Annotated in this window: 11 protein-coding genes; 2 read left to right on the top strand and 9 right to left on the bottom strand. The window is 43.9% G+C overall.

Features of this window, described 5'->3' with window-relative positions:
- Positions 1–103 precede the first annotated feature (103 nt).
- The 7 genes from ispG to QL919_RS10465 all read right to left on the bottom strand — a co-directional run bounded on the left by ispG (position 104) and on the right by QL919_RS10465 (position 8,461).
- The gene (ispG, locus tag QL919_RS10495; protein ID WP_290189474.1) at positions 104–1,219 is read right to left on the bottom strand and encodes a flavodoxin-dependent (E)-4-hydroxy-3-methylbut-2-enyl-diphosphate synthase; all 1,116 of its coding nucleotides are present in this window, start codon (positions 1,217–1,219) and stop codon (positions 104–106) included.
- Between the two features lie 187 nt (positions 1,220–1,406).
- Positions 1,407–2,210, bottom strand: a complete 804-nt coding sequence (locus tag QL919_RS10490) for a helix-turn-helix domain-containing protein (RefSeq protein WP_290189473.1) — start codon at positions 2,208–2,210, stop codon at positions 1,407–1,409.
- Positions 2,207–3,187: a type IV pilus biogenesis/stability protein PilW gene (gene pilW / locus QL919_RS10485; protein WP_290189472.1), complete on the bottom strand. Its 981-nt coding sequence runs from the start codon at positions 3,185–3,187 to the stop codon at positions 2,207–2,209. Before pilW ends, QL919_RS10490 begins: the two co-directional genes overlap by 4 nt.
- 160 nt (positions 3,188–3,347) lie before the next feature.
- A complete protein-coding gene (rlmN, locus tag QL919_RS10480; protein WP_290189471.1) occupies positions 3,348–4,577 on the bottom strand; it encodes a 23S rRNA (adenine(2503)-C(2))-methyltransferase RlmN in 1,230 nt (409 codons plus the stop codon).
- A 300-nt stretch (positions 4,578–4,877) separates the two neighbouring features.
- Entirely contained in the window at positions 4,878–5,309 is a 432-nt protein-coding gene (gene ndk, locus QL919_RS10475; protein ID WP_290189470.1) for a nucleoside-diphosphate kinase, read from the bottom strand.
- Positions 5,310–5,652: 343 nt separating this feature from the next.
- Positions 5,653–6,942, bottom strand: a complete 1,290-nt coding sequence (locus QL919_RS10470) for an adenylosuccinate synthase (protein WP_290189469.1) — start codon at positions 6,940–6,942, stop codon at positions 5,653–5,655.
- 211 nt (positions 6,943–7,153) lie between these two features.
- A complete protein-coding gene (locus QL919_RS10465; protein WP_290189468.1) occupies positions 7,154–8,461 on the bottom strand; it encodes an ATP phosphoribosyltransferase regulatory subunit in 1,308 nt (435 codons plus the stop codon).
- Between the two features lie 548 nt (positions 8,462–9,009).
- Here QL919_RS10465 and QL919_RS10460 point away from each other — a divergent pair.
- Entirely contained in the window at positions 9,010–9,399 is a 390-nt protein-coding gene (locus QL919_RS10460; protein ID WP_290189467.1) for a DUF2237 domain-containing protein, read from the top strand.
- 105 nt (positions 9,400–9,504) lie between these two features.
- Positions 9,505–10,719 (top strand): magnesium/cobalt transporter CorA, encoded by a 1,215-nt coding sequence (gene corA / locus QL919_RS10455; protein WP_290189466.1) that lies wholly within the window; start codon positions 9,505–9,507, stop codon positions 10,717–10,719.
- 136 nt (positions 10,720–10,855) lie between these two features.
- Here the strand turns inward: corA and QL919_RS10450 are convergent, their stop codons facing one another.
- Together QL919_RS10450 and folD are read right to left on the bottom strand one after the other, a co-directional pair.
- Complete coding sequence (locus QL919_RS10450; RefSeq protein ID WP_290189465.1) at positions 10,856–11,413, bottom strand: phosphate-starvation-inducible PsiE family protein; 558 nt, start codon at positions 11,411–11,413, stop codon at positions 10,856–10,858.
- Positions 11,410–12,306: a bifunctional methylenetetrahydrofolate dehydrogenase/methenyltetrahydrofolate cyclohydrolase FolD gene (folD, locus tag QL919_RS10445; protein WP_290189464.1), complete on the bottom strand. Its 897-nt coding sequence runs from the start codon at positions 12,304–12,306 to the stop codon at positions 11,410–11,412. The genes QL919_RS10450 and folD overlap by 4 nt, the downstream gene beginning before the upstream one ends.
- Between the last annotated feature and the right edge of the window lie 319 nt (positions 12,307–12,625).

Below are 12,625 nucleotides of genomic sequence, written 5' to 3'. Positions count from 1 at the left end.
CCTTAAAATTTTAACGAAGTCTCTGTTCTATATGCTTGGTTTTTACTGCTTATCGTTTATTGCTTACTGTTTTTGAATACAGTGCCATGCTACAAGCTGCAGTTTATCTTACTCGAATGATTTCATTTTCACGTTTTTTTGCCAAATCCTCTGCATGAGCACGTACCATACCTTCTATCTCATCGACCAGATTTTCAGTATCGATTAAATGGCTCTTTTCGCCCATGCGATACACCAATGATTTTGGTGCAGCGCCAACGATACCAATATCGGCTTCTTTCGCTTCACCCGGACCATTCACCTTGCAGCCAATCACTGACAGGTTCATTGGCTCACGGATATCTTCTAAGCGCGACTCTAAAGCCGTCATCACTTTAATCACATCAAACTCTTGACGCGAGCAGCTTGGACAAGCAATAAAGTTAACGCCATTAGAGCGAATATTCAGCGACTTTAGAATATCAAAACCAATCTTAATCTCTTCTTCAGGCTCTGCTGCTAAGGAAATACGAATGGTATCGCCGATGCCGTCTAACAACAGACCACCCAAAGCAATGGCTGATTTCACTGCACCCGTTCGATAGACGCCCGCTTCGGTAACGCCCAAATGCAGTGGATTATCAATTTGTGCTGATATCAGGCGATACGCATCCAGTGTCAAAAATACATTACTGGCTTTGACCGACACTTTATATTGATCAAAGTTCAAACGTTCTAATATATCGATATGGCGCATGGCTGATTCAAGCATCGCCTCGCCGGTTGGCTCAGTATATTTACGCTGAATGTCTTTTTCTAAAGAGCCGGCATTAACGCCAATACGAATAGGGATATTGTAGTGTTTGGCACAAGCAACGACTTCACGTACTTTAGCGTCATTACCGATATTACCAGGGTTGATACGCAGACAGTCTGCACCTGCTTCTGCGACCGCTAGAGCAATCTTATGATCAAAATGCACATCAGCTATCAGTGGTACGCTCACGCGTTTGCGAATTTCAGCAAAGGCTTTCACGGTATCCATCGTTGGTGTCGAGACGCGCATCATATCGGCACCTGCCTCTACGCAGCGCTCGATCTGCGCGACGGTCGCCGCCACATCACAGGTGTCGGTGTTGGTCATGCTCTGCACACTAATCGGTGCATCACCACCAATCGCGACATCACCGACATATATTTTCTTAGTAAGACGACGGTTAATAGGCGCTGACGTTGACATAGATGAACCCTTCAATTGGAGCGAGAAAACTAAAAATAAATGTGCTGATAATAGTGTTAATTAATAGTATTGCTAAAAACTGACTGTCTATTTGATAGTGAGTCTTTTAACCACTTACTGTGTAATCGATTATAAAAATAAAAACCATACGCTAAAACGTAAAGCCTGAAGGCTAACGAGCTACACCCTAAGGTGCGAGCTCAAAGCTGGCTTGCTTATCCGTTGCATAAGCACCCAAAGCCACTGCTTCTTGATTTAGCATTAAGCTGACGTTGTCGACGTTGTCAATTTGCACATTAAATGGTGGCATACCTGACAATTTATAATCACCTGCATTTTGAGCACCATTCATCAAGTTGCTACCTGACGCATCAGTAATAACCACGACGGCATCGTCAGTGAGTGTGACATCTAATGTCGCAGTGCTAGCACCACCTAAGTTTAATGCCGAACCCGATGCACCAACGCCAGTATCACTATCGATGGCGGCGCCCTGTGCTTGTTCTATCGCCGATATATCTTCAACGCTAGTTGGCTCTTGGGTATTTTCCTTACTGGCATTACTGACCATTCGGAATAAGAATATCGCTAAGATAATGACGCCAACAACCGCAATAATCAGCAAGGGATTAAAGCGAATGCGATTGTGTGTATCGCGCTGCAGGGTGCCCATTGGGCGCAGTGGTGTATCGATATTATTGACTGAATGTGGTTTTAGCTCGTCAGGATAAGCGGCATCGAAGCTACTGGCTATCTTTACTGGGTCTATTCCCAAGAATTTTGCGTAGTTAATCGCAAAACCACGGGCAAACGCTGCTTGTGGCAAATCAGCAAAATTCTCGTTTTCGAGCGCTTGCAGATGACGTTTTAAAATGAATAACTCGGCAGCCGCTTCTTCTAAACTGACTTGCTTAGTTTTACGGGCTTGCTGCAACATGGCACCAAATGATCCCTGAGCGTTAGATTGAGTGTTAGATGATGGGGTGGTCATTTCCATGGTGCCTCTGGATTGTTAAGCCAAGTCTTAAGTTGTTTTGCTTCATCACTTAATGGATAAGCGGATAAAAGCTGCTGTGCCAATTGTTGGCGCGTCGTGACATTGTTTTGTGCAGCGGCAAGTTTGATACCCTGTAATAGCAAGCGCGGACTAATACCCTGCCCTTGCACCAGTATCAATGTTTCATCATATAATCGCTGAGCTTGCGGGACACGCTGCTGTTCAAGCAATAAATCTACCAATTCAATATGAGCAATAATACTGTTGCGATTGCCATCGAGCGCCCGCAGAAATGCTTTAGCAGCGGCTGGATGGTCATTTAGCTGCAGGTAGGTACGACCCAAATTTTCTAGCGCACCGATACGGCCTTCATAGCCTAATGCTGCCCCTGCAATCTCAAACTGCTCTGCCGCCTCACGATAGCGTTTCATCTGTGATAAATAAACACCATAGTTATTGTGTGCTTGCTCAAAATCTTTATCAAGCGCAATCGCCTTTTTAAAATATTGATCGGCTTTTTGCAGATTAATACGACTGCCTTCTTGCTGCAACAAAACGCCCATCATATCATAGGCTGGCGCGTAACGGCTATCAGCAGCGAAGGCTTTTTCGAGTTGGCGCTTGGCAGTATCAAGCTCGTTTTTGCGAATATATTGCGCGGCAAGTGAGGTGCGCACGCGAGCAATTTCTTGCTGATCTAGGTTGCGATTGTCATTAGGACGCGACGACGTTGGATAAGGCGTACTGCCCAGTAAATCATTGGTCGGCGTACTTTGGCAGCCAGTCAACAATAGCCCTGCCAGTGCCGTTGCTAGCATCATTCGCTTTGACGTTATTGTGCTATTAACAGCCACTTGTGCAATCGTTAATTTATCATCAGCCAATCGATCAGTGACTGTAGCCAATCGCTGATGTCGCTGAGAAAGTGATTGTTGATATTTCAACTGACAAGAATTTTTAGAAGTCATCATAGCCGCCATCATAAAACTGTGATTCAATGCGTTCGATCCTCGAGGCATCAGTTTAATAGATTTAGCCCCCATAAGTACAATTTAGTTGTTATTAATTGCACTATGGATAAATTCTGCCTACTTCCACCCTATATCTAGGCCATGTTATGCTCTAAACCAACTATACGTTTTCACGGTCCTTAATGCTTTGCTGCCAAGCCGCTGAGCGTCTGGTACGGTCAGCCACTTGTCCAACCAATTGACCACAAGCGGCATCGATATCGTCACCGCGTGTCTGACGAATGGTACAAACGAAACCTGCCTGACTTAAAATATCACTAAACGCATGAATGCGATTATTGCTTGATTTGTCATATGGTGCATGCGGGAACGGATTGAACGGAATCAGGTTAATCTTACTTGGTAAGCCTTCCAATAACGTGACCAATTGATGAGCGTGTTCATTGCTATCATTAACGCCATCAAGCATCACATACTCAATCGTGACATGCTTCTTATGACGTGGATTGACATCATAGACGTAGTTTTTTGCTGCGGCAATCAGCTCTTCTAGCGGGTACTTTTTATTAATTGGCACCAGCTCATTACGCAGTTCATCATTGGGCGCATGCAGTGAGATAGCCAGTGCTACATCGATATCTTGTGCTAGTTGGTACATTTTAGGTACCACGCCCGAGGTTGACAAGGTCACTCGACGTTTTGATAGTCCATAAGCGTGATCGCTTAGCATCAACTCCATTGAGCCAACCACTGGTTTATAGTTTAATAATGGTTCACCCATGCCCATCATGACCACGTTGGTGACATTGTTTTCCCACAGGCTATGATCAACGTGTTCTAGACTATCATTGTCATCAGTCATATAAGAGGCATTGGCCACCCACAGCTGACCGATAATCTCAGCAGCGCTTAAATCACGCTCAAAGCCCTGCTTACCAGTACTGCAAAAACTACAATCTAGCGCACAGCCCACTTGTGAAGACACACACAAAGTCTTACGACCATTTAATTTACTGTCATCCGCTGGAATCAATACCGTCTCAACCAATGAGCCGCCCGTCACTTCAAACACCCATTTACGCGTACCATCATCACTATATTGACGATGAATCACTTTTGGTGGCGTAACGCAGGCATTGGCTGATAACTTATCCCGCAATGATTTGCTCAGATTGGTCATCTGCTCAAAATCAGTGACACCGTGCTGATATATCCATTTAATCACTTGCGTCGAGCGAAATGGCTTTTCGCCGATACTTTTAAAGTAATCGGCGAGTTGCGACTGCGTCATCCCTAATAGATTGGTCTTGGCCTGCGCCTCATCTACTATCTTGATACTAGCCGTCTTCTTAGTGGGTGTGTGTTGGGTCGGTGATTGAACAGTGGACATAATAGGTAACCTTTTGGCATAAGCCATGAACGTCGTTATACAATTAAATAATGCATTGAGCAATCCGTTATGAGCGCAAAATTTGTCCTATATAGAATGCAAATAATTATCTATATTGACAATGTGCTGATAAAGGATTGATAACGCTAGTAAACCTAATAATGAGGCAAGCGCCTATGAATTTCAATAAGTAACGACACTGTTATTACATATAACAGCTAAAACGGCTTATACCCATAAGATATAAGCCGTCTCGCGATACTATTTATTAACAATCAATATTGCAAATAATAGCTGCTATTAACGCGTACGTGCACAAACTTCATCATCATTGAAGAAGTAGCTGATTTCACGTGCCGCTGATTCAGCTGAATCTGAACCATGAACCGCGTTTTCATCGATGCTGCTAGCGAAGTCAGCACGGATAGTGCCTTCAGCAGCTTCTTTAGGATTGGTTGCGCCCATGATTTCACGGTGCTTAGCGATAGCATTTTCGCCTTCTAGTACTGATACCAATACTGGACCTGAAGTCATGAATGATACTAGGTCTTTATAAAATGGACGCTCAGCGTGCTCAGCGTAGAAACCGCCTGCTTTTTCGTCATCAAGTTGTAGCATTTTAGCGGCAACAATTTTTAGACCAGCTTGCTCAAAACGATCATAGATAGCACCAATGTGGTTGCCAGCAACTGCGTCAGGTTTGATGATAGATAAAGTACGTTCGTTAGCCATGAAAAGCTCCTAATAAGTGATGAGTTCAATAAAACTGAAATAATAAAGGGATTGTGTTGTCTCTGGCCACAATGTTGGCTTCAGCCAATTTAGATGATTCATTGTTTATCAATACGAAAACATGAGTGCCAACACTGGATTGCTGCCTATTATAATGAATAAGGCTATAAATGATAGGGTTAATTTATGACCGTACCTTGCATAAAAGTTAATTTATGACCCGCTAATTGTTAATACGATCATCATATTGACCAAAAAAGAACCCCAATGCTGAGCACTGGGGTTCTTTTGATTAATACTAAAAGCCAGTTAGTGCTTATAACACCAAGACTTATCGTAAGCACTAAGCATCATACGGGTCACGCAATACAATCGTTTCTTCGCGGTCAGGACCCGTTGAGATAATATCAACTGGGCAACCAATCAACGCTTCGATACGTTTGATGTATTTTTTAGCGTTTTCTGGCAAGTCATCGTAGTTAGTAATACCAACAGTAGACTCGCTCCAACCTTGCATCGTCTCGTACTTAGGCGTTACTGACTCATAGAACTCAGCATCATGTGCGCCTGCACACTCAGTCTCAGGTAGGTTGTAACCCACACCGATTAACAACTCTTCAAGACCATCTAATACGTCAAGCTTAGTCAAGCAGATACCTGACATAGAGTTTAGTACCACTGCACGGCGTAGCGCTTCAGCATCGAACCAACCACAGCGACGCGCACGACCAGTGGTTGCGCCAAACTCATGACCAACTCTGGCTAAGTGAGCACCAACATCATCGAACAGTTCTGTTGGGAATGGACCACTACCCACACGCGTGGTATAGGCTTTAGTAATACCAAGGACATAGTCCAAGTACAATGGACCAATACCGGTACCAGTAGATACGCCACCAGCTGTCACGCTTGAGCTGGTCACAAACGGATAAGTACCGTGGTCGATATCTAGTAAAGTGCCTTGTGCACCTTCAAACATCAGGTTCTTACCAGCCAAACGCAACTGATTCAGGTCTTCAGTCACATCGGTAACCATGCCTTTAATCTCTTCTTTCCATTCTTGGCACAGCTTGAACGTCTCATCAAAATCAATCGCGTCAACTTTATAATACTGAGTTAGTTGGAAGTTATGATATTCGATTAAGTTACGTAATTTCTCTTCTAAATCATCACGGAATAAGTCGGCAAGCTTAATAGCACGGCGCGCCACTTTGTCTTCGTAGGCAGGACCAATACCACGACCTGTCGTACCGATTTTGCCAGTGCCGCGTTTGGCTTCGCGTGCTTGGTCAAGTGCCACATGGTATGGCATGATAAGTGGGCAGTTCGGTGAAATGCGCAGACGCTCACGTACTGGTACGTTGTTGTCTTCTAGCTCTTTCATCTCTTTTAACAATGCGTCAGGTGCTAACACCACACCATTACCGATGAAGCAGGTGACGCCTTCACGTAGGATACCTGATGGGATTAAATGTAAGATGGTGGTTTTGCCATCGACAACTAACGTGTGACCAGCGTTATGACCGCCCTGAAAGCGAGCGACTGCTGAGGCTTTTTCCGTCAATAAATCGACGATTTTACCCTTACCTTCATCGCCCCATTGGCTACCCAAAACTACGACATTCTTACCCATGATCAATCCTTACCTTTATGTATTGAGGTGTGTGCAATAACGGTTGAAAAACTAAATGATGTTAAAACTGCTAATAATCTAAAGCTGTTTTGATATGTTTGCTATCTGTTTTGCTAAGCGTTGCTAAACACTGACATATTATTTGTCAGCATTTAGCATAATGAGATTTTTTATCTTAAAATCTGATGTATCCATGTAAGCTAGGTTTCAGCTAAATAGTCTGTAGCTGCCACTCATTGTCTGCAAAACCTAAACGATGCGTCACATCATGAGGACGGTCATCTGCATTCAATGGCATGGTGACACGATAGCCTTGCTCGCGCAGACTCTCAACTTGCTGCAACAGTATCTGTCTTTGTTCTTGATTGGCACTATTTGCTGCTTGATAATCGACCAGCACCACGGTTGGTGCATCCAGTTGCGTATGAGCAAGCAAACGACTGACATCCATACTAAAACCAGTGGCTTCACGCGGCTGGCTGGCGGATAAATGACCACCGCTTTGCATACCATCAAAACGACCACCACGTACCAACGGCTGAGTCTCGCTATTGATATAACCGTTGAATACAATGCCCGTATGATAATGATAGCCTGATAGCTCGGTGACATCGATACTCACAGGGCATTGCCACTGCTCTTGTAGATGTGTTTTGAGACATTGTAGCTCATCGACAGCGGTAGATATTTGCGTATCTTGCTGTGCGGTCGCAGAAAGCTTAACCAACAGGTTGGCAATATCGTGACCGAAGCGTGCCAAGGCATAAAAGTCATCGCCCATTGGCAATGCTTGGCAAACGCGCTTCAGCTCTGGCAAGTTTTTATTGGCATATAAATGCATCAATTGCTCAGTATCACTATCTGGCAATTCGGCCAATTCAGCCAAACGCTTAAATATCGCCACATGACCCAAATCGATATGCAGTGCCGCACTCATGTTCAACTTATTAATCATGCCAAACAATACATCTATCAGCTCAATGTCTGCAGCCAAGTCTGCGCAGCCAAATATCTCAGCGCCTAATTGCAATGGCGTACGTGAGCCAAACAACCCTGATGGTAGGGTATGAATTACATCGCCTGCATAGCAATAACGCGCAATCCCTGTGCCGCCATGATGCGCATCAATACGCAAAATCTGCGGCGTGATATCAGCACGCAGACCCATCAAGCGACCGGTTAGCTGATCGATAATCTTAAACGTCTGGCGTTTTAAATCTTCTGATGCATCACTTAGCAATGACTCAGTAAATTCAATCATCGGTGGATTGACCAACTGATAGCCATGAGTGATGAGCTGCTGAGTCAACTGATATCTAAGCACTTCTTGCTTGCATGCATCTTCAAACAGCACGTCCACCACCCCATCAGGTAACAGCCAGCTATTGGCAACGTCGCTGGCGAAGTTGTTCAAATATGGCATACTATTGGAGGTAGCAGTGTTCTCAGCGGCTTGGGCCGCTGCTTGATTGGTGGTATTTAGCTGGGCAGGTTTTGCAGAATCAGAACTGACAGACACAATAAATCCTTGTTTGGCGTATCGCTTACCAAAAACGCGGTATTGATGCGGTACTTAAAGGTTATATTTACAATTGCATTGACGCCATGCATTTTTTATTTTTAACGCGCAACATCATTGACCCAATTATTTATAAACAAACTAGGTAACCGCAAAAGGGTGAGTAATAAGTATAATTTAGGATGATAAGACGAGTATCTTTATGAGCGAATAAACGGCAATAAATAATCAAGGCACTTTATGCTTTAGTTTAGCATAGCAGCCAAGGTTCGCCTAGTGACAATTGACCACAATCGTTATCTAATTACCATACATTAATGTTAGCGTGATATCAGTACTACGATGAGCTCAATCACCCTATATTATCAACCTATTAGATAAAGGTTATACGGTTAATTAAAGCCATCAACTCGTCACCATAAACACACGACACGATGAGTAATAAACACTGTCTAACACACGCTGAATAACACTATGAGCACACTGAGACCAACGTCTTCGATACCGACTCATGGTACACTAACATATATTTTTATCTCGGAAGCCTTATGTCATCTGATTACCACCCAAACCCAGCCATCAACCAAGCCAACGTCTTAGGCACTGCCCTTGCCAGCTGCTGCTTTGATCCTATTACTGGCTACTATCGCAATGGCTTTTGTCATACTGGCAATCATGACGTCGGTCAGCATACCGTCTGTGCCAAGATGACCAGTGAGTTTTTAAACTTTTCAGCCAGTCGTGGCAATGACCTTATAACGCCGCTGCCTGAGTATGGATTTTCTGGATTAAAACCAGGTGACTATTGGTGTATATGTGCACTACGCTGGGTTGAAGCTTTAGACTTCGATATTGCGCCACAAATCAAATTAGAAGCTTGCCATGAAAGCTTATTAAGCTTGGTTGATATTGATACCTTAAAACGCTATGCGCTTTAACGGCTACGACTTTAGTGACCAATGCTTTAGTAACCACTATACGTTTTCACTATATATAATGGGCTGACTATCTAACAAGATTTTTACTTTAGAAAGGGAGGGTGTATGGAAAATGATAACGATCAGTTAATCAAAAAAACAGCACGGATTGCACCTAACTCTAATTTCAATCGCATTTATGCCGATATGGATGATGAACATCTGTATCTAGACAATGAAGACAGCTACATTTATGGCGATGCTGATGCCACCACTGAGGACACTATCGAGACCATGACGGTCTACGATCCGGACTCTGAGCGCTATGAAGATATTGACTTATCAAGTGAGGACGAAGTTGTCAATTGCTACGCCTACTCACGTAAAACGGGTGAAAACCTGGATAAAGTAGCGCTAAACGATGTCAGTCGCGCACTCAGCAACAATGGTCAGTTTATCTGGCTCGGTTTGTATGACCCTAGTTTAAAAACCATGGTAAAGGTCAAAGAAGCGTTTGGTCTGCATGAACTGGCCATTGAGGATGCTTTTGCTGACCATCAACGTGCCAAGGTTGAAAACTATGACAACGACATGGTGTTTGTGGTCTTGCGTACTGCGAAACTTGAAGACAATGTTATTCGCTATGGCACCACCGCGATATTTATGGGTAAAAACTACTTAATCACTATCCGCAATGGTCCTTCCAACTCTTATGCACCTGTGCGTGAACACTGTCATCGTCGCCCCGAAAAACTTCGTATGGGACCGATATTTGTGCTGCATGCTATTCTCGATTTTATCGTGGATAACTATATGCCGATTACCGATCGCTTAGGGCGCTATCTACGTGAGCAAGAGCGCTACGTATTTACCTATGAGTTTGATAAAGGCACATTGAAGAATCTCTACGAGCTTAAATCACAACTGGTACATATGCGCGCGATTATCTTACCCGTGCAAGATATCTGTAGCTTCTTTATCAATCATAAAAAAAGCGAGCTGGTTTCTGGGTTTTCTCAGGCAGCCAAGCCGTATTTTCGTGACGTCAATGACCATCTGCTGCACTCTCTAGACGCTATCAACGGGCTCAATGAAATGCTCAGTGTGGTAATGAATACCTATATGGCCATGGTCAACATGGGACAGAACGAGGTGGTACGCAAGCTTGCCGCCTGGGCTGGTATTTTAGCTGTACCGACCGCTATTGCCGGTATCTATGGCATGAACTTTGATTTTATGCCTGAGCTGCATTGGAAGTACTCCTATCTTGTGATAATGGGACTTATAATCGCCTTGTGTAGTTATCTGTACTACAACTTTAAGCGATTAAAATGGCTGTAATATCAAATTTCATGCGTAAAAAAGGGCCAACACTGTTAGCCCTTTTTCATTTTTTAATCACGTTTCAACCATGTTTCAATCATGGATATCTAACGAATTCCATATAAGCCAGCCATGCTAATCAATACTAGAAGCATCAATCGTCGCGACGTTTAATACTATAGCTCGGCAAATGATGCTCGGTACTGGTGCTGTGATGATCATCAAGATAGTCCTCTGGACGACCAAACATTTTGGCAGTCCAAGTCAGTATCACAATAGACGCACTGAGCACCATGATTGCAAACGAAATCGTTGCCAATAGCCAAAGATGAAAGTTGTCCGATACCGCCTGTACATCGACCACCAAATGTCGTGATAATGCCGTAATAGCGATAAATATCAAAAACTGTACTGGCAGACGATGGGTTTTGAAATAAATTCCAATCATCGCCAGCAGCTCAAGATAAATAAAGAGTAATAATATATCTTTTAAATCTGCTGAGCCTTTTTGAAAAATAATAAAGAACTCTTTACCAGCAGTCCAAACCACCACCACACTAATTAGAAACAAAATAATGTAATGGCAAATATCGACGAACTCACGACCGATATGCTGCAAGCGCTCATGGATATCAGCGCCTGCACTGGTGGACTCTATATCAGTTTTACTTTTTGCTTGGGGTTCTGATTTTTGCTCTGTTAGCGGCTTCATGCGCTAGTCGCACCACTGATACCCGCTGACTTTTCAGCTGCATCGACTGTCTGACGAATAAGCGTATTAATGGTCATAGGGCCTACGCCACCTGGGACAGGTGTATAAGCACTAGCAATACTCTCAATGCCTTGCAATTCGATATCACCGACGCCGCCATTATCCGTTGGATGGAACCCTGCATCGACGACTACCGCGCCAGCTTTAATCCAATCGGCTTTAATCAGCTCAGGTACACCTACTGCGCCAACCACGATATCAGCACGCTTAATATGAGACTCTAAATCTTGCGTTCTTGAATGGCAAATCGTTACTGTACAATTGGCATTTAATAGCATCATCGCCATTGGTTTACCCAAAATAGCACTGCGACCGACCACCACTGCCTCTTTACCTGATAGCTCGATATTATGATGCTCTAGCAAGTGCATGATACCTTGAGGAGTACATGAGCCGTAAGCGGACTGCTGCATTGCCATGCGGCCAAAACCAAGACAAGTCACACCATCGACGTCTTTTGCTAGGTCAATCTGCTCAAAGCAAGCTCGCTCGTCGATATGAGACGGTACTGGATGCTGCAGCAAGATACCGTGTACATCAGGGTTGCTATTAAGCTCGTCTATCTTTGCCATTAGCTCTGCAGTGGTGGTCGCACTTGGCATCTCAACCCGTATAGAGTCCATACCGACACGCTTACAAGCATTGCCTTTCATGCGTACATAAGTTGCAGAAGCAGGATCGTCACCGACCAATATCGTCGCTAAGCTTGGTGTACGTCCAGTTTTATCCTTGATAGCTTCCACGCGTGTGCGCAGTTGCTGTTCTATTTGTTTGGCAAGGGCTTTGCCGTCCAAAACGGTGGCAGACGCTTGGGCAGTAGACGCAATAGACATAGGAACTCCAATAAAGGGTACGATAAAAAAAGTAAAGACAGCGCCCGCAACTACTTGCATGCCTGTCTTATGCTTGGTCAATGTATGATTAAGACTGATATTGTACCTGTCTGAGAGAAAAAATCCTAGCGCAGTATCAACACCATAAGAAGATGATAAAAAATCGGCCTATTAAAAGATAATAGACCGATCCCCCCTATGGCAGGATAGTTGTCACCCCTAAATATTAATCCAAATGGGGGGCACAAGGACCAATCATGCCAAGATATAGTGACGATCGTAAACAAGCCATACTCAGCAAACTGCAACCCCCATTAAA

Source organism: Psychrobacter sp. APC 3426, from assembly GCF_030408035.1.
Classification (GTDB): Bacteria; Pseudomonadota; Gammaproteobacteria; order Pseudomonadales; family Moraxellaceae; genus Psychrobacter.
This window is presented reverse-complemented; position numbering and strand designations above follow the sequence as displayed.